General features: G+C 65.4%; 14 protein-coding genes. 7 read left to right on the top strand and 7 right to left on the bottom strand.

Translation table 11 applies throughout. From position 1 onward, the window contains the following. The first annotated feature begins 21 nt into the window (after positions 1 to 21). A complete protein-coding gene (locus ACZ7MG_RS28245) occupies positions 22 to 1,023 on the top strand; it encodes a helix-turn-helix transcriptional regulator (RefSeq protein ID WP_471384522.1) in 1,002 nt (333 codons plus the stop codon). Between the two features lie 72 nt (positions 1,024 to 1,095). Here the strand turns inward: ACZ7MG_RS28245 and acnA are convergent, their stop codons facing one another. Further along, positions 1,096 to 3,813 (bottom strand): aconitate hydratase AcnA, encoded by a 2,718-nt coding sequence (gene acnA / locus ACZ7MG_RS28240; protein WP_471384525.1) that lies wholly within the window; start codon positions 3,811 to 3,813, stop codon positions 1,096 to 1,098. Positions 3,814 to 4,207: 394 nt separating this feature from the next. Here acnA and ACZ7MG_RS28235 point away from each other — a divergent pair, with 394 nt between their 5' ends. From ACZ7MG_RS28235 to ACZ7MG_RS28225, 3 genes are all read left to right on the top strand, one after another. Further along, positions 4,208 to 4,930, top strand: a complete 723-nt coding sequence (locus ACZ7MG_RS28235) for a VOC family protein (protein WP_471384528.1) — start codon at positions 4,208 to 4,210, stop codon at positions 4,928 to 4,930. 95 nt (positions 4,931 to 5,025) lie between these two features. Further along, positions 5,026 to 5,223 carry a DUF4236 domain-containing protein gene (locus tag ACZ7MG_RS28230; RefSeq protein ID WP_216586463.1) on the top strand — a complete coding sequence of 66 codons (198 nt, stop codon included), beginning with the start codon at positions 5,026 to 5,028 and terminating at the stop codon, positions 5,221 to 5,223. Positions 5,224 to 5,338: 115 nt separating this feature from the next. Further along, entirely contained in the window at positions 5,339 to 6,868 is a 1,530-nt protein-coding gene (locus ACZ7MG_RS28225) for a helix-turn-helix domain-containing protein (RefSeq protein ID WP_471384531.1), read from the top strand. 492 nt (positions 6,869 to 7,360) lie between these two features. On the opposite strand, the gene ACZ7MG_RS28220 is transcribed toward ACZ7MG_RS28225, so the two are convergent. Both ACZ7MG_RS28220 and ACZ7MG_RS28215 read right to left on the bottom strand, forming a co-directional pair. Continuing rightward, entirely contained in the window at positions 7,361 to 7,516 is a 156-nt protein-coding gene (locus ACZ7MG_RS28220; RefSeq protein WP_471384533.1) for a hypothetical protein, read from the bottom strand. Positions 7,517 to 7,678: 162 nt separating this feature from the next. Next, complete coding sequence (locus ACZ7MG_RS28215; protein WP_471384536.1) at positions 7,679 to 7,954, bottom strand: hypothetical protein; 276 nt, start codon at positions 7,952 to 7,954, stop codon at positions 7,679 to 7,681. A 221-nt stretch (positions 7,955 to 8,175) separates the two neighbouring features. On the opposite strand from ACZ7MG_RS28215, the gene ACZ7MG_RS28210 reads away from it, so the two are divergent. The 3 genes from ACZ7MG_RS28210 to ACZ7MG_RS28200 all read left to right on the top strand — a co-directional run bounded on the left by ACZ7MG_RS28210 (position 8,176) and on the right by ACZ7MG_RS28200 (position 13,596). Continuing rightward, the gene (locus tag ACZ7MG_RS28210; protein WP_471384538.1) at positions 8,176 to 11,145 is read left to right on the top strand and encodes an ATP-binding protein; all 2,970 of its coding nucleotides are present in this window, start codon (positions 8,176 to 8,178) and stop codon (positions 11,143 to 11,145) included. A 234-nt stretch (positions 11,146 to 11,379) separates the two neighbouring features. Next, on the top strand, positions 11,380 to 12,141 hold the full coding sequence (locus ACZ7MG_RS28205; RefSeq protein ID WP_471384541.1) for a hypothetical protein: 762 nt from the start codon (positions 11,380 to 11,382) through the stop codon (positions 12,139 to 12,141). A gap of 225 nt (positions 12,142 to 12,366) precedes the next feature. Then, positions 12,367 to 13,596, top strand: coding sequence for an MFS transporter (locus ACZ7MG_RS28200; RefSeq protein ID WP_471384544.1), 1,230 nt, complete (start codon positions 12,367 to 12,369; stop codon positions 13,594 to 13,596). Between the two features lie 89 nt (positions 13,597 to 13,685). Here ACZ7MG_RS28200 and ACZ7MG_RS28195 read toward each other — a convergent pair whose 3' ends face one another. The 4 genes from ACZ7MG_RS28195 to ACZ7MG_RS28180 all read right to left on the bottom strand — a co-directional run bounded on the left by ACZ7MG_RS28195 (position 13,686) and on the right by ACZ7MG_RS28180 (position 17,024). Continuing rightward, the gene (locus tag ACZ7MG_RS28195) at positions 13,686 to 14,903 is read right to left on the bottom strand and encodes a hypothetical protein (protein ID WP_471384547.1); all 1,218 of its coding nucleotides are present in this window, start codon (positions 14,901 to 14,903) and stop codon (positions 13,686 to 13,688) included. 59 nt (positions 14,904 to 14,962) lie between these two features. Beyond that, entirely contained in the window at positions 14,963 to 15,205 is a 243-nt protein-coding gene (locus ACZ7MG_RS28190; protein WP_471384550.1) for a hypothetical protein, read from the bottom strand. Positions 15,206 to 15,412: 207 nt separating this feature from the next. Beyond that, positions 15,413 to 16,129 (bottom strand): TSUP family transporter, encoded by a 717-nt coding sequence (locus ACZ7MG_RS28185; protein WP_471384552.1) that lies wholly within the window; start codon positions 16,127 to 16,129, stop codon positions 15,413 to 15,415. Between the two features lie 580 nt (positions 16,130 to 16,709). Beyond that, positions 16,710 to 17,024 carry a hypothetical protein gene (locus ACZ7MG_RS28180; protein ID WP_471384555.1) on the bottom strand — a complete coding sequence of 105 codons (315 nt, stop codon included), beginning with the start codon at positions 17,022 to 17,024 and terminating at the stop codon, positions 16,710 to 16,712. Positions 17,025 to 17,306 lie beyond the last annotated feature (282 nt).

Raw genomic sequence — 17,306 nt, 5'->3', positions numbered from 1 at the left:
GATCGTCTACCGTGCCGGGCCATGGTGAACACGGCATACGACACGGCAGGACAGACCCCTGCCGCGAGCCCCTGGGCCGCGGTGGGGGTCTCCGCCTTCGACGAGCTGCTGTACCGGACGATCCTTCACCAGCCCGACTCCGGCACGGCCGGCTGGGCGCTGCTGACCGGTTCGTCCCCGGCCCGGGTGCGCGAGTCCTGCGACCGGTTGCTCACCCTCGGCCTGCTCCAACCGCCCGACTCCATGGGCGGGTTACGGGCGGTGGACCCGAGGGTGGCGATCCGCGCGCTGATCCGGCGACGCGAGACGGAGTCCGAGCTCCTCGTCGGCACCGCCGAGCACATGGCCACCGCGTACGAGGCGGGACTGCTGCGCGAGGACCCGTCGCGGCTGGTGGAGGTGGTCTCCGGGGAGGGCGCCACCGCGGCCCGTCTGGAGGAGCTGTACGCCCGCGCCGAACACGAGGTGTGCGTCTTCGACACTCCCCCGTATCTGGCCCCGCCCACCCCGCAACTGGATCTGCAGGCCGAGCTGCTCCGGCGCGGGGTCGCCTATCGGGCGGTCTACGCGGCGACCGCCCTGGAGGACCCGAAGATCCTGTACCAGGCCTGGAGGATGGTCGAACTCGGCGAGCGGGCCCGGGTGCTGCCTTCGGTTCCGGTCAAGTTGCTGCTGGTCGACGGGCGTCGGGCGATGCTCCCGCTGACCGCGTCCGCGGCCGGCGGCTACTGCGCGGTCGTCGTACGGAACTCGGCGGTGACCGAGGCCCTGCAGAAGCTCTTCGAGCTGGCATGGCAGCAGGCCACCCCGCTCGGCCGGCCGGACACGGCGGGTGAACTGTCCGAGGGGGAGCGGGTGTTGGCCCGACTGCTGGCGGCCGGGATGAAGGACGAGGCGGTGGCCCGCCACCTGGGCGTGAGTCTGCGGACACTGCGGCGGCGGGTGAGCGAACTGCAGGACCGGCTGGGGGCGGCGAGCCGTTTCCAGCTGGGGGTGCGGGCCTCGCAGCGGGGCTGGGTGTAGGCGCGGCGGGCGGGTACGCGGACGGGCCGCGCCCCGTGAGGAGCGCGGCCCGCCGCCGTACCGGATGATCCCTTACTTGCGGATCAGGCTGCGCAGCACGTACTGCATGATGCCGCCGTTGCGGTAGTAGTCGGCCTCACCGGGGGTGTCGATGCGGACGACCGCGTCGAACTCGACCCCGCTGTCGGTGGTGACCTTGACCGTGCGCGGGGTGGTCCCGTTGTTCAGCTCCTCGACGCCGGTGAAGGAGAAGGTCTCCTCGCCGGTGAGGCCGAGGGAGGCGGCCGTGGCACCCTCGGGGAACTGCAGCGGGAGGACGCCCATGCCGATGAGGTTGGAGCGGTGGATGCGCTCGTAGGACTCGGCGATGACGGCCTTGACGCCGAGGAGGGCCGTGCCCTTGGCCGCCCAGTCACGGGACGAGCCGGAGCCGTACTCCTTGCCGGCCAGGATGACCAGCGGGATGCCCTGCTCGATGTAGTTGCGGGAGGCGTCGTAGATGAACGACACCGGACCGCCGTCCTGGGTGAAGTCGCGGGTGTAGCCGCCCTCGGTGCCCGGCGCGATCTGGTTGCGCAGGCGGATGTTGGCGAACGTGCCGCGGATCATGACCTCGTGGTTGCCGCGGCGCGAGCCGTAGCTGTTGAAGTCACGGCGCTCGACACCGTGCTCCGTGAGGTACTTGCCTCCGGGGGTGTCGGCCTTGATCGCACCGGCCGGGGAGATGTGGTCGGTGGTGACCGAGTCGCCCAGCTTGGCGAGGACGCGGGCGCCGGCGATGTCCGAGACCGGGGTGGTCTCCATCGTCATGCCCTCGAAGTAAGGGGGCTTGCGGACGTAGGTCGACTGCGGGTCCCACTCGAAGGTGTCGCCCTCGGGGATCGACAGGGCCTGCCACTGGGCGTCGCCCGCGAAGACGTCGGAGTAGGACTTGGAGAACATGTCCTCGCCGATGGCGTTCGCCACGACGTCGTTGACCTCGGCCTCGGAGGGCCAGATGTCCTCCAGGTAGACCGGCTTGCCCTCCTGGTCCGTGCCGAGGGCGTCGCGCGTGATGTCCACCTTCATGGAGCCCGCGAGGGCGTACGCGACGACCAGCGGCGGGGAGGCCAGGTAGTTCATCTTGACGTCGGGGTTGATCCGGCCCTCGAAGTTACGGTTGCCGGAGAGCACCGAGGTGACCGCGAGGTCGTGGTCGTTGACGGCCTTGGAGACCTCCTCCGGCAGCGGGCCGGAGTTGCCGATGCAGGTGGTGCAGCCGTAGCCGACGAGGTTGAAGCCGACCTTGTCGAGGTAGGGGGTGAGCCCCGCCTTGTCGAAGTAGTCGGTGACGACCTTGGAGCCCGGGGCGAGGGTGGTCTTGACCCACGGCTTGCGGGTCAGGCCCTTCTCCACGGCCTTCTTCGCGACCAGCGCGGCGGCGACCATGACATACGGGTTCGAGGTGTTGGTGCAGGAGGTGATGGCCGCGACCGTCACCGCGCCGTGGTCGATCTCGTACGTCGAACCGTCGGGGGCGGTCACGGTGACCGGGTTGGACGGGGCGCCGTTCGGGGTGACGGCCGGGGAGTCGGAGGCCGGGAAGGACTCCTGGCCCGCCTCGTCCACGGAGTCGACGTAGTTGAGGACGTCCGTCTTGAACTGCTCGGCGGCGTTCGCGAGGACGATACGGTCCTGCGGGCGCTTCGGGCCGGCGATGGACGGGACGACCGTGGAGAGGTCCAGCTCCAGCTTCTCGGAGAAGTCGGGCTCGGCCTGCGGGTCCAGCCAGAGACCCTGCTCCTTGGCGTACGCCTCGACGAGCGCGAGCTGCTGCTCGGAGCGGCCGGTGAGCTTCAGGTACTTGATGGTCTCGCCGTCGATCGGGAACGTCGCGGCGGTGGAGCCGAACTCCGGCGACATGTTGCCGATGGTGGCGCGGTTGGCGAGGGAGGTGGCGGCCACGCCCTCACCGTAGAACTCGACGAACTTGCCGACGACACCGTGCTTGCGGAGCATCTCGGTGATCGTGAGCACCAGGTCGGTGGCGGTGGTGCCGGGGGTCAGCTCACCGGTCAGCTTGAAGCCGACGACGCGCGGGATGAGCATGGAGACCGGCTGGCCGAGCATCGCGGCCTCGGCCTCGATGCCGCCGACGCCCCAGCCCAGCACACCGAGGCCGTTGACCATGGTGGTGTGCGAGTCGGTGCCGACGAGGGTGTCGGGGTACGCCTGGCCGTTACGGACCATGACCGTACGCGCGAGGTGCTCGATGTTCACCTGGTGGACGATGCCGGTGCCGGGGGGTACGACCTTGAAGTCGTCGAACGCGGTCTGGCCCCAGCGCAGGAACTGGTAGCGCTCGCGGTTGCGGCCGTACTCCAGCTCGACGTTCTGCGCGAAGGCGTCGTGCGTACCGAACTTGTCGGCGATCACGGAGTGGTCGATGACCATCTCGGCCGGGGAGAGCGGGTTGACCTTCGACGGGTCGCCGCCGAGCGCCTTGACGGCCTCACGCATGGTCGCGAGGTCCACGACACAGGGCACACCCGTGAAGTCCTGCATGATCACGCGGGCCGGGGTGAACTGGATCTCCTGGCTGGGCTGGGCCTGCGAGTCCCAGCCGCCGAGGGCACGGATGTGGTCGGCGGTGATGTTCGCGCCGTCCTCCGTGCGGAGCAGGTTCTCCAGCAGGACCTTGAGGCTGTAGGGCAGGCGAGCCGAGCCCTCCACCTTGTCCAGCCGGAAGATCTCGTACGACTCGTCGCCCACCTGCAGCGTGCTGCGGGCGTCGAAGCTGTTCGCCGACACGACAGTCTCCTTCATTCCATGTGCGCGTACCACCGCATCCTGCCGCCACGCCCCCTTGGCCGATCCGCTAAGGTCAGGCTAAGTTAGGTATGCCTTACCGGGGTGGGCGGTCGCAGTGCGCCTCGGCAGATATCTCGATGTCGAGATAACAGTAGTACATGGGCGCGGGCTGGTCATGCCCGGCCCGATGTGGCGTGTGCCAATCTCCGGGCGGGTGGGCGGCCCGGCGCGCGGGCCCGTCATCGCGTCGGCGCTCGCATCGCCTCTCGCATGGCCCGTCACGTCGGTTATTGCGTTGCGGGGCGTTCCCGGGGCTTCCTAGCATGGCTGTTCCTCATGGGCGGGGGAACGAGCCCTGTCCGCGGCCGTGCCGGCGGATCGGAGATCCCACGCGATGACTTCCCACCTCCACGCGCTCAGCTTCGACGCGAACGACCCCGCAGGCCTCGCGCGCTTCTGGGCCGGCGTCCTGGACCGGGAGACGACCGAGGACCCCTATGGAGGCATCGCGCTCGCGCCGAACGACGACGCCGGGCTACGGCTGCGCTTCCTGCCCAGCCAGGAGAAGAAGACCGTCGCCAACCAGATGCACTTCGACCTGACCAGCACCTCCCTCGACGACCAGCGGAGGACCGTGGAGCGGGTGCTGGAGCTCGGCGGCCGACACATCGACATCGGCCAGCTCCCGGAGGAGGGGCACGTGGTCCTCGCCGATCCCGAGGGCAACGAGTTCTGTGTCATCGAGCCGGGCAACAACTTCCTCGCCGGCTGCGGATTCGTCGGCGCGCTCGCGAGCGACGGCTCACAGGAGGTCGGGTACTTCTGGAGCCGGGCCCTGGGCTGGCCCCTGGTCTGGGACCAGGACGAGGAGACCGCGATCCAGTCACCGCACGGCGGCACGAAGATCACCTGGGGCGGTCCGCCGCTGGACCCTAAGGTCGGGAAGTACCGCCTCCACTTCGACCTCGTCCCGTCCGCGGACAGCGACCAGCAGAGCGAGATCGACCGCCTCGTCGCCCTCGGCGCGGCCCCCGTGGACATCGGCCAGGGTGCGGTCGACTGGGCGGTGCTGGTCGACCCCGACGGCCACGAGTTCTGCGTACTGCCGCCGCGCTGAGGCAATTGCCACCGGGGGAAGCCCAGTTGTCGTACACGGGCGGGGATGCGGGCCGAAGAGCGGGGTACCCGGGGGACATCGGGAAGGAGACAGACATGCCGCTCACGTTCCGCAAGAGTTTCCGCATCCTGCCGGGTGTGCGACTGAACATCAACAAGCGCTCCTGGTCCCTCACCACCGGCGGGCGCAACGGCCCCCGCCACACCCACAGCAGCACGGGGCGCCGTACGACGTCGATGGATCTGCCCGGCCCGTTCGGCTGGCGCCGCACCCGCAACGCGCGGCGCCACTGAGCTTCGTCGGGGTCCCGCCACACCGCTGACGGTTCGTCACCTGAATGGGCCCGCGCCGCACCCCCAACGGACCCCCCAAGAGGCGCCATCTCATATCTGAGATAACCTCTGCCCCATGGCAGACGACTACCTCGTACGCATCGGCAAGCTCATCCGTGACGCAAGGCAGCACCGCGGCTGGACACAATCCCAGTTGGCGGAGGCGCTCGGCACGAGTCAGAGCGCGGTGAATCGAATCGAGCGCGGTAATCAAAACATCAGCCTTGAGATGATCGCCCGAATCGGTGAAGCCCTGGACAGTGAGATCGTCTCGCTGGGATACGCGGGTCCGATGCATCTGCGGGTGGTCGGCGGCCGTCGGCTGTCCGGTTCGATCGACGTGAAGACCAGCAAGAACGCCTGTGTCGCGCTGCTGTGCGCCACCTTGTTGAACAAGGGGCGCACAGTGCTGCGCCGGGTGGCCCGCATCGAGGAGGTGTACCGCCTTCTGGAGGTGCTCGGTTCCATCGGCGTCCGCACCCGGTGGATCAACGGCGGTGTCGACCTGGAGATCGTGCCGCCGGCCGAGCTGGACCTGGACGCCATCGACGCGGAGGCGGCCCGCCGCACCCGCTCGATCATCATGTTCCTGGGCCCGCTGCTGCACCGCATGGACCACTTCAAACTGCCGTACGCCGGCGGCTGCGACCTCGGCACCCGCACCATCGAACCGCACATGATCGCGCTGCGCCGGTTCGGCCTCGACATCACGGCCACCGAGGGGCTGTACCACGCCGAGGTGGACCGGTCCGTGACCCCCGGCCGGCCGATCGTGCTGACCGAGCGCGGCGACACGGTGACCGAGAACGCGTTGCTGGCCGCGGCCCGCCACGACGGCGTGACCGTCATCCGCAACGCCTCGTCCAACTACATGGTCCAGGACCTCTGCTTCTTCCTGGAGGCCCTCGGCGTACGGGTGGAGGGCATCGGCACCACCACGCTCACCGTGCACGGCGTGCCGCGACTCGACGTCGACGTCGACTACTCGCCCTCCGAGGACCCGGTCGAGGCGATGAGCCTGCTCGCCGCCGCCGTGGTCACCGAGTCCCAACTGACCGTGCGCCGGGTGCCGATCGAGTTCCTGGAGATCGAGCTGGCGGTCCTGGAGGAGATGGGCCTCGACCACGACCGCTCACCGGAGTACTTCGCCGACAACGGCCGTACGCGCCTGGTGGACCTCACCGTCCGCCCCTCCAAGCTGCAGGCACCGATCGACAAGATCCACCCCATGCCGTTCCCCGGCCTGAACATCGACAACGTCCCGTTCTTCGCGGCCATCGCCGCCGCCGCACAGGGCCAGACCCTCATCCACGACTGGGTCTACGACAACCGCGCGATCTATCTCACGGACCTCAACCGCCTCGGCGGCCGCCTCCAACTCCTCGACCCCCACCGCGTCCTGGTCGAGGGCCCCACCCGCTGGCGCGCCGCCGAGATGATGTGCCCACCGGCCCTGCGCCCCGCCGTAGTCGTCCTCCTCGCGATGATGGCCGCCGACGGCACGTCCGTGCTGCGCAACGTGTATGTCATCAACCGCGGCTACGAGGATCTCGCGGAGCGGCTCAACTCGGTGGGGGCGCAGATCGAGATCTTCCGGGACATCTGAGCGGTGGAGGTGTCGTGCCTCTAGGAGATGAGGGGCACGACACTCCTAAGTGCCTGCTGACCTGCTGTTACATGCTTGCGGGACCTTCCATTGATCATCGCTGTTTTTCATCACCTTGTGCAACGCGCGTGCAAGATGATCTTGCACTGGTGACGATGTGTCAGGTATATTCGAGTGTCCGTCAGTCTTCACGGAGCGTGCTCGCCGCAGAGGGCCCCGCAATGTCCGCACCGACGGTGCCACTTACGGCATGGTTGCGCTGATGAATCTGCGGGCCACGGTGTCGATCATCGCGAGGTCGATCACGGCTTCGGAGGGATGCGGGTGGGCTTCGCGGTGGTGGGCCAGGCGCGGTGCAGCATGAACCGGCCGTAGGTTCGCTGGACCGTCCACCGCTTGGGGTCGGGAAAATCTCCTGGTCCCGCAGGTCCATTGGACGCATTTAAGGTCGATGCCGAGGTCGAAGAAGTGCTTGCAGTAGCCGCCGTCGAGTCAGACCTTCCGCAGGGCGGTGTGGTTGGAGGCGGCCTGCTTCAAGTGGGTACGGCCAGCGATGAAGTCCTGGACGCCGGCCGCGGTGACCCACACCGCCAAGGCCAGGCTGCGGGTTTCGGTGATGATGTTGCGCGGTAGAGCGGAATCTCTCACCCCAACGCCGAACGACCTCCACGGTGATTCCTGCGGCGTCCCGGACCCAGACATGGAAGTCGGCGCCGCCCCGCTACCACGCAACTTGCTCGCTTAAGGGAAGCCAGCACGCCAGTGGACGCCGCCGCACTGTGGTGCGGCGGCGTCCACTGGCGTCGGTATTCAGTTCAGCAGCGCAAGCGCCGTTCCCAAGATCAGCAGCTCCAGGGTCAGAGTGCCCCCGAAGGCAACCGCGCCCCGGGTGAGAGACCTAGGCCAGGTTCCGCCGTCGAGCTGGGTAAGCACGACGGCACCTGCAGCGGCGACAATGGCAAAGAGCACCATCACGGCGAGTGCCGTCAGGGTGTCCGCCATCACTGCCGAGGAGATGCCCACAGAACGCGCGTCAGTCGGCTCACTCAGCACCGCGTTCGCGGTCACGCCGATAATCATGTTCATGGCAGACATTGCCTTCCTCTGCATGGATGAGAGCGCTGTCGCCGTCCTGTTGGTCGGCGCAACTCCCTTGCTATGCCGGAACCGTCTCAACCAGGCCCTGAGCTTCGCGTCGTCCCCACGCTCAACCTGACACTCACAGTTCGTGAGCGTCCTTTGCCTCACGTCACTGTCTTTGCGTCGGCTCCTGTTCCAAACAGACCGACCTCCGACATACTTGGGAGATGGGACGGGGGAGTGAGCTCAACGATCTCTGTAAGGAACTCGTAGGGGCGGCCGAGCGCCTCTTGCAACTGTTCAACAAGCCGTTTCAACAGGATGAATTCGCCTACCCTCAGTTAGCGCGCATTACAGAGCGCTTGCGCCCCGGGGCATGGGACCGAGATCGGACCGGGGCCTTGCGCGACGTGTTGCGTGAGGCAATCGCCGATCTTCCCAAGGAGCATCCCGAGGGGCTGAGCACGTCCTGGGCTCGACTCGGAGCGACACTGTTCGCGCTGCGCGAGGGCCTGCAGCCACCATTCGACGGTCAGCGTGCGCAAAGCTGGCTCAAAAAGGAAGCGCAGGTAGAGGGGAACTTCCACGGATCGCCTGCCACCTGGGGGCGGCGTACGAAGGAACTGCGCGAGAAGATCGCCACAATCCTTCTGGCCAAGGAAGCAGCGCGGACGGAATTCGGTGAGAGGGCTGGTTCCCGCCGTTTCATTACCCGCCCGGATATCACGGACCGGTTTCAGGACATGATCTTCGGAAGGTTGTCCGGCATTGTCTGTCTGGTCGGGCCGCGTGGCAGCGGAAAATCGACACTGGCACGCGAGATCGCGCTCGGAGTGGACGGTGGGGCCGTTATATTGTTCGACGCCTCCGATGTAAGCACCCTCTATCGGGGCGTAGTGAGGGAGCTGGGCAGGCGCGGGGTCTTGACGGCTGGACTGGATGTACAGAGCCTCGCCCGCGAATTCATAGCCCTCCTGCTGCGACAGCAAGGGGCTGGCTGCGTGATCGTATTCGACGACGTATCCTCTTGGGAAGTCATCGAAGCACTGGTCGAACCTGCATCCCACACGCTATTCGTGGTCACCTCCAATCACGGAGATCTTCGGATACCCGTCAAGCACGAAATCATCGAAGTTGGCCCGATGCAGCCCGCTCAAGGGGAGAGCATGGCTCGGTTGCTGATCGGCTCCGAGCAGGCCACCGACGAAGAATGCCGGCGGCTTGCCCAGGGGGTGGGTTTCTTGCCTCTGGCTATCGACCATGCGTCCGCCCTCGTCAATGAGGGTTGGATCTCCATAGACGGCTTCCTGCAACAGCAATTGATATCCGCCAGTGAGGCGTACCGGTCTCTGGACCCCAGCGGGCCGACAGCACAGCGGTCCCTAACCTTCATTTACAGTGAACTGCTGACGATGCTGCGCCGCCGCTGCCCTGAGGCTGTTGATGTCCTGGTTATCGCTTCCGTTCTGCACTACCCAGCGGCATTGCCCGTGGATCTCATCCGCCGAGCGCATGAGATCACAGTCCGCCGCTCCACTCGCCGTGTATCTCCCGAGTTCGCCTTCGGCAGAGCGGTCGGCGAACTGCAGCGGTTGCGTCTACTGCACGCCTTCCGAGGCGTATGGAGTATCCACAAAGTCCCCCACGCGATCCTCGACAGTCTGTTACTTGATGAGGAAGGAGAGGAACAAGAGATCGCACGGCTCTCACTGGTACGGGCTATCGCCGATAAAGCGGAAAACGTCCTGGTTAGTCGGGCGGTTGATGGCGTCAGTTTCAGTGAGTTTTCGGAACTAGACCACGTGATCGGCCGAATCGAACGCATCACCCCAGAACAGGAGAAGGCCCTGAGGCTGGGGCGTGCCATGCAGACCCTGGGAAAGCTAAATGAAATGCACGGGTCAGGAATATTCGCAGGCTTAAACGTGAAGATGGTGTTCCGGGCGCTGAAGCAGGGCGGCGGGATGCCTCCGGTACAGGATCTGGACTCACTTCAGATGTACTACGCCCGGCTGAGATCCGAGTGGTGCGAGGGCAAGCTGACACCTCGGCAGTATGCTCTCCAGCTCGGCACAGTGGTCCAATTGGCCCCACGGTTCGCCTCTGAAGATGACCCGGAAGCTGTTCTCTGGGGGATGGTCGCGCAGATCGACATTTGTCTACTCCTAGGCTCCCCCAGGCAGGCCGTCGATCACACACTCCGAGCCATGGACTTCGTTCTGCAGGTAGTAGGTAGGGAATTCCATCTCTGGAAGGGCGAACTGTTCCAAAGGATGGGCGAGGCAAACGCTCAGCTCGGCAAGTGGCACACGGCCATGCGCGTCTACGAGTTCGCCTGCCGCAACTTCAAGTCGGATCTAGAACGGCGCAGCAACGCAACCGGCTTCGCCTCAGCTGCGGCGGGAATCATCCGAAGTGTGAGCCGAGTGACCGAAGGGGGGATTCACGAGGCTGAAACGGAGATCGTGGAATTTTGTAGGCGTGAATCAGTCATTGATCCTGCCGACCCACTGTTCGATCCGCTCGTCCCATCCGATGCTCTTGGAGCTGTCAACGCAGCCCAGGCACATGCCAGGTACGTCTACGCCATCCAAGCCTGTGCTGCAGCCGAAACCCCGGCGGCGTTTGCTGCCCAGAACAAGCCTGCGGCGTCGCTCTCCGCGTGGCTCGACCCCCGCCTCCTGTCATTTGAAGAGATGAACGACCGGCTGCGCTACCGGGCAGCGATTTCCGAGAGGTTTGTCGCTGACTTCAAAGTCTGTTCCACATGGACGGAGGCTGCAGCCGAGGGAGATCCGCTGGAGCTTCTGGCTGCCAGCCACACCAAGAGACTGCTGGTATTCCTCCACTACCTCTCCGTCGGTGACGTCAACCTCGCCGTAAAGGTCCTTGAGGCACAGATTTCAGTCGTTGCTTTCCTCACTGACCGCCAAAGGCACGGGAGGTTGCTCGAGATCGACATCGCGCCCGCCACAATCCAACACTTCATCGCCACGTCCTACTGCATGGCGCGTCTGATCGAGATGGCTGACCCATCCCGCTCAGTACTTCCCCTTACGGACGCTGATGGTCAGGTTCTTATACCGGAGGACCTCGCTTCGGTGTTTCCTGAGAACCCGGAGGAACACGGCGTGATCACCTGGTATCAGAAGGTCGCGGCGGGTGTCGTTCGCCCCGCAGGCCTCCTAGCATTCTGAGCCAGTCTTCGACGGTTGTTGTTGTCCTGGCGAGCACGCAGAGCGGAAGGCGGCGGTGTGGACGGTCACGGAATTCCCCAGGGCTACGGTCACGTAATTCCCCGGGCTGTCATCCCGTCGCCCCGGAAAGGTACCCGGGGCCACCATGCCTGAAGGCGGCCCGAACTACCGCCCTGAGCGGAGACCACGCGAATGCGCATGACAGTTGCGAGCCGGCTCCGCGATCATTGGCCGATGACCACGAGACCGGATCTTCTCAGTCTGAGCATCGTGTGCCCTCCACCCGATGAGGGCGTCGTGCAGGTCCGCCCGATCGTCAATGGGCGGGATCTTCTGGGCGAGGTGGTGCCCGGTGGCGTGGGAGGCTCCCCGTACCTGGGAGTGGGGCCCCGGTATCTGCTGGGCCGGGACGGGCCGTTGCAGGCCACGACGACGCCCCACGAGGCTCGTCTCGCTTGGTCCGGGTGCGGCGCGGAGGAGTGCTGCGGCGCCCTGTACATGACGGTCACGCGTAACGGGGATCATGTGGTCTGGGCGGGCTGGCGCGACCTGGCCAATCAGGACTTCGGTATGCCGGAGCTTCGGTTCACCACGGGTCAGTACGAGGCCGAGGTCCTACGAGCCGGAGAGGACCGCAGTTGGGAGTGGCCGGCAGGAGCGGTTGCGCGGCTGCTTGAGGCGGGGTTGAGGGGACGGGGTGACTGGCTCGCCAGGTGGGACTGCGAGTTGGAAGGCGTCTGGGCCTCCCGCAAGGAACCCGATTGCATCCACGTCGTCCTGATGCATCCCCGTGACCGGACCGGTGCAGATCTGCCCTGGCTCCAGTTCGGGATGACCCTCCAAATCTCCGGGGACGTCCCATCGGTCCAGGCCGAGCGCCTTGAAAGGCGGCTGACCGCAGGCGATCCCCGTGCCACCGCCGAGGTCTGGGGAGGTTCCCATGACGCCGAGCAACTGGGCTATCCATGGCCGCCGGTCGACCCGCTGTTCATGTGAACGGCAGGGAGAGGCGGGGTTGGGCCTCCCCCTGCCGTCGGGCATCCACTCGCAACCGCCATCCCCATGGGGAAGCGTGACCGTTCGGGTGGGGAATTACATGACGCTGATCATGTAGACCGTGGGTAATAGGGTGACCTGACACGGCTTACACCTCGTTACAAAGCAATCGGGCGCAGGGCATTGGGCGAAGTAGATCTGGGGCGCTCAGGCAGACTGCCAGATATGAGCGAGAACGTTCCGCCTATCAGCGCCCGCGACTTGGATCGGTGGCTCACTCCGGGCGTCAAGGGCATCGGCGCCGCCAGCTTCCTTGCTGATGTCGGCCATGAAATCCCCACTGCGCTGCTTCCGTCTCTGCTTACGTCTCTCGGCGCTCCGGCGGCGGCTTTGGGTGTGATTGAAGGGGTCTCCGACGCCCTGGCTGGCGCGGCCAGGTTCGGTGGCGGCGTCCTGGCGGATGATCCGTCCCGGCGCCGCAAGGTCGCCGTGGGTGGCTATGCGGCCACTGCCGTTCTTGGCGCCGCGACCGCCGGAGCGGCCACGGTCTGGCAGGTCGGCCTGTTGCGGGCTGCGGCATGGACGGCTCGTGGCCTGCGCGTCCCCGCGCGCAATGCCCTCCTCGCCGACATCGTTCCTGCCGGGGCCTACGGGCGCGCCTACGGCTTCGAGCGGATGATGGACAACCTGGGCGCGATCTTCGGTCCTCTCCTGGCGCTCGGTCTGGTTGCCTGGCTCGGCGTCACCTGGGCTATCGGCCTCTCCATCATTCCCGGTTTGCTGGCCGCTGTCGCGATCGTCTATGCGATCCGCCGCACTCCCACACCTCTGCCCCGGGTCAAAGTGCCGCTCAAGATCCGGATCAAGCCGGTCCTGCGGGGTGACCTTGGCAGGCTGTTGGCTGCAGTAGCGGCCTTCGAGGTCGGAAATGTCGCCGTGACACTGCTGATCCTGCGGGTGGCGGAACAGCTTGAACCAGCGCACGGAGCGAAAGCCGCGACCACGATTGCGCTCGGCCTCTACATCTCGTACAACATCACCGCTTCGCTGGTAGCCATTCCTGCGGGCCGGCTCTCCGACAGGCTCGGCCGACTCGGACCGGTCATCGTCTTGGCCTGCGGTGTCACCAGCTTCGCCTGCTCCTACGGGCTGTTCATCGTCGACGCAGTCGCCATCGGGTTCCTCGCCTTCCCCTTCATCCTGGCGGGCATCGGCATCGGCGCCGTCGAGACCGCTCAGCACTCGGCGGTTGCGGCCCTTGCTCCCGAGACCCTGCGCGGCTCCGCCTTCGGCATGCTTGCCGCCATCCAGTCCTTCGGGAACCTGGCCGCGTCCACCGTTGCCGGCGTTCTGTGGACCGTTTTCTCGCCCGCCGCCGCTTTCGTTTACCTGACAGCCTGGATGGTCCTCGCGTTGGCCGGGCTGATGGTCAGTTACCGCAGGTTTCGGCGCTGAGTGCTGTATGAACGCCGAAGCTCCCGGAGGCTCAGTCCGGGAGCTTGGCGGAATCTCCTCGCGAGGGGCGGCGGAGAAGCCGTATGCGGTCAGCCGATGCCGAAGTGTACGTACTGGGGCTCGACGTGGCGTCGGTCGGTACCGCCCTGGAGGGTGACTCCCGAGGCCACCCACTGCGATGAATTCGGGTGGTGCCGGCGGCAGGAGACGTAGTCGCCCCATGATCCGCCGTTCGGTCCGTTGGTACCGGTTCGGGTGATGGCCAGTCGCCACTCACCGCCGTCGCGGAAGCCCACAACGTGCGAGGGGTGCCGGCTCCCTCCGCCGAAGGCCATTGAGACGCCGACGACGCCTTGGGCGTTCGGGCAGGCCGCGGGATAGGCGAAGGCAGAGTTCGTGTTCCAGATGTCGGGTTGCTCCACCATCAGGTGAGTGATGACGTCGACGACCGCGCCCTTCACGTACGGTTTCGGTCGACCGGATATAGGTGCTGCGGTCCACAGGAAGCCCGCGCGGGTACCGCTCACCCAGGCGCCCGTGATCCGTGAGTCGACCCGGTCGAGCCACTCCGCGCCGTCAGGTCCCGGTGCACTGTACGGACCGGAACTCCACGGGCTCACCTGGACGTCGAACGAACCTATCGTGTTGGAGCTGTCCGGCCAGCCGTGCACCCGCAGCGTCGTCCCGCTGTTGTGGCTGGCGAAGAACATGCTACCTGTAGCACCTTGGGTGAGACGCAGCGAGCCGTTCTTCGTTGTCGACCACCATTGGTAGGTCAGGCCCGAGCCCGAACGCAGTGGGTCGAGAGGGAGCTTGAAGGCCACCGCGCGCTTCCACTGGTCGGCGGAGTTGAACACGTTGAAGGTGACGTACAGGTGGTTGCTGCTGAGGGCCGCATCCGGATAGTCGAACCACAGGTCCGTCCAGGAGGAGTCGAGGTTACTGGGACTGAAGTCCCACCAGTGCCACGCGCCCGGGTTCGCTCCCGGAGCGACGGCGATCCGGAAGACGTTGTTGCCTCCGGGGACCGCGATGTACTGGAGGATCCAGATCCAGATGTCCCGGCTGGGCTCATAGACGACGATCTGGTCGCAACAGAATCCGTCGGCAGCCGACGGCAGGGCAGTGAACGGATCGACGTGTTCCCAGTCCTTGCCGCCGGTGGTGCTTCTGGCGGCGGCCCAGTTGCAGGTGTAGAAGACGTTGCTGTTGGATGCTGCGACGGTGGGCTCGTTGACGGTGCTCGTCTGGGTGCTGGTGGCAGCATCGTCGAGGCCGACGTTCCTGATGAGTTGGACATTCGCCATGGCAGTAGCGCTCCTTAGCGAGCTGCGACGTGGCCCTGAGTGAGAGGCAGGGCCATCGGTCACGGCTCTTCGGGGACGGATTCCGGCGCCTGGCCCTGGGCGGGGCCCATCGGCTTCCGGGGTCCGGTGAGCCTCCTCTCGCGCGCGTCAAGCTGGTGGGGTGTCGGCTTCTCGGGCTGGTCTGCGGACCCGTCCAGCGCCCTCGGTTCTCCTTGGGGAAGCGACTGGGCCTCTCCGGCATGTCCCAGGGCAGCGTCCTCGGCCGTGTACTCGGGGCCATCGCCGCGGATCTCGTTCGACATGCGCCAACCACCTTCCGATTCGGAGTATCCACTGAAATTATGGACAGATAGACAATCACATTCTGTCATTACATTCATTACGCCTCTCGCAAGACCTGCCGTCAGATCCTCGGACATGCGCAGCCTGTGACTCGTTGCGGTTCTTCGCGAACGTTCAACTATGATGTTTATATTCGAAGGATGCATCACGTCGGTCTGCTCTCGAGCTCACAGGCTGGCCAGTAGGCGCCCGGTGTAGCCCACCATCACCGTCCAGAAGAGTCCGGTGTATCCACGCTCGCCGATTTTGGTGTTGAAGCGTCTGCCGAGGAACGTTGCAGCGAACATCAGCGGAAGACACACCAGGGCGATGAGATAGTCCCCGCCACCGAGCAGTGCAGCATCCGTCCAGACGGCGGTTTTTGTGGCATCCCCGACCAGTGATGCCAAGGAAAGCGCGCCGACGAGGTGGAGTCGATCCAAGAAAAGCCCGCGGACAGCAAGCCCCTTCAGAGGTCCGGAAGTTCCACTGAATCCGGATGTCGCTCCCGCAGCGAACGCCAGTACCGGGGAACTCGCCCGCCGCCAACGGGTAAGATCGAGTGATTCGACCAGAAACGCCGCAGCAAAACTGACGATGACCGCGATGGTCACCGCCCGGTCGGGCGCAGAAACCAGCAACTTGGCTCCCAGGAAAGCACCCACCGCAACCAGCACGATGATGACGGCGGCTTTCCGGTAAGGGAGCGTCTTCCGGTAGGCGAATACCTTCACCAGATTGTTCGCGGCAAGAAGGAGTGCCGCCAGCGCCACCCCGGATTTTGTGCCAAGCACAAGCGCCAGCGTGGGAACAAGAATGAGGCTGCCTCCGAACCCTGCCGAAGCAGAGAGTGTGAATGCCGCAGCAACAGCCACGAAGACAAGAGGGATCAGATGCGGATCCATCAGTATCCTCCCTCAGCCCGCACAAAGCAGCGGCGATGCGAGAAAGCGATCGGCTCACCGGGATCTACGCACACGGCCACGCCACTCGGGGCGGAGGACCGGATACGGCAACATGCTGGCAGCACCGAACCGGCCAACCGCCGCGCCTACTTCGCAGCGCAGAAGCGCATGGCTGTCAGAAGCGCCTCCCCCAGTTCATCGTCGCGGAAACGCAGTCTCCCCACCCATACTGACTGAGGTGGTAGTACGTCTGCCCGGCGTACAGTTCGAGCCGATTACCGCCGAAATCAGGACGGTCCCAGAGCGTGATGTGCCAGCGGCACCAGTTGACCGACGAAATGATGTCGTTCCAGTCCCCCAGGCCCAAGAATCCGCGCGGGACACGCCTCAGGTTCCTCCAGCCATATCCCGGCCTGTTGTCCAACCGGTCTCCTCCTGCGTCGTCATGCTCGAAGTACGAAGAATGCTCCGGGAGGGAGTCGGGATTCGTCGTTCCGATGTCATGACGGACCGAAGTCAGCTGGACCGCATGCTCGTTGAGCCCCTCCAGCGAAGTGAAGCAGTAAAGAACCTCGTTTCGCTAGGAGTCGAGACCAGGCGTGCAGTACAGCGCCTGACCGTCGAATTGACTGATCACTTCGGGCTCATGGGTCTCTCCGTCGATCACCACCATCATTTCGGGAACCTGATGCTCAGGCGGCTCCGCGACGGCGCCGTCCAGGTTTCCGACCAGTGTCACGGGGACTTCATTCAGGGTACGGGGAACTGATTCAGCCAGTCGCTCGACGATTGCATCGAAGGAGTCGAGGCCGGACTCTGTGAGACTCTCGCGAACTTGCGCCTTCGTGTCGTCCGGGGTCGCGTTTCCTACTTCTCGGAACAGTGGCTTGGTCATGACTCACTCACCTTCCTCGTGGTTGCGTACACACCCCGCACGAGCGGCGGGACAGATGAACAGCGCGGTCAACCGCTGCAGCAAACTGATGGAATAATCCAGAGCACGGCCATAACCGACTACACCATCAGCATGCGTCTCATCGGTGCAATCCGCATCTCAGCGCCTAGGTATCTCCGCACACAGGCGGGGAGTTGAAAGTCGAAACACCGGCTCAATAGGCTGGTCATATCGGGTGGGTAGGCAGCGGGGGCGCACCTTTGGTCCAGCACGCATGGCCGC

The sequence above is a fragment of the Streptomyces sp. NPDC107538 genome, assembly GCF_055657445.1.
This window is presented reverse-complemented; position numbering and strand designations above follow the sequence as displayed.

Bases quoted from the DNA above. Each gene is read 5' to 3' on its own strand.
- ACZ7MG_RS28245 (WP_471384522.1), top strand. From the start codon at position 22: ATGGTGAACACGGCATACGACACGGCAGGACAGACCCCTGCCGCGAGC.
- ACZ7MG_RS28215 (WP_471384536.1), bottom strand. From the start codon at position 7,954: ATGAACATGATTATCGGCGTGACCGCGAACGCGGTGCTGAGTGAGCCG.
- ACZ7MG_RS28225 (WP_471384531.1), top strand. From the start codon at position 5,339: ATGGCAGACGACTACCTCGTACGCATCGGCAAGCTCATCCGTGACGCA.
- ACZ7MG_RS28190 (WP_471384550.1), bottom strand. From the start codon at position 15,205: ATGTCGAACGAGATCCGCGGCGATGGCCCCGAGTACACGGCCGAGGAC.
- ACZ7MG_RS28230 (WP_216586463.1), top strand. From the start codon at position 5,026: ATGCCGCTCACGTTCCGCAAGAGTTTCCGCATCCTGCCGGGTGTGCGA.
- ACZ7MG_RS28210 (WP_471384538.1), top strand. From the start codon at position 8,176: ATGGGACGGGGGAGTGAGCTCAACGATCTCTGTAAGGAACTCGTAGGG.
- ACZ7MG_RS28200 (WP_471384544.1), top strand. From the start codon at position 12,367: ATGAGCGAGAACGTTCCGCCTATCAGCGCCCGCGACTTGGATCGGTGG.
- ACZ7MG_RS28205 (WP_471384541.1), top strand. From the start codon at position 11,380: ATGACCACGAGACCGGATCTTCTCAGTCTGAGCATCGTGTGCCCTCCA.
- ACZ7MG_RS28180 (WP_471384555.1), bottom strand. From the start codon at position 17,024: ATGACCAAGCCACTGTTCCGAGAAGTAGGAAACGCGACCCCGGACGAC.
- ACZ7MG_RS28185 (WP_471384552.1), bottom strand. From the start codon at position 16,129: ATGGATCCGCATCTGATCCCTCTTGTCTTCGTGGCTGTTGCTGCGGCA.
- ACZ7MG_RS28235 (WP_471384528.1), top strand. From the start codon at position 4,208: ATGACTTCCCACCTCCACGCGCTCAGCTTCGACGCGAACGACCCCGCA.
- ACZ7MG_RS28195 (WP_471384547.1), bottom strand. From the start codon at position 14,903: ATGGCGAATGTCCAACTCATCAGGAACGTCGGCCTCGACGATGCTGCC.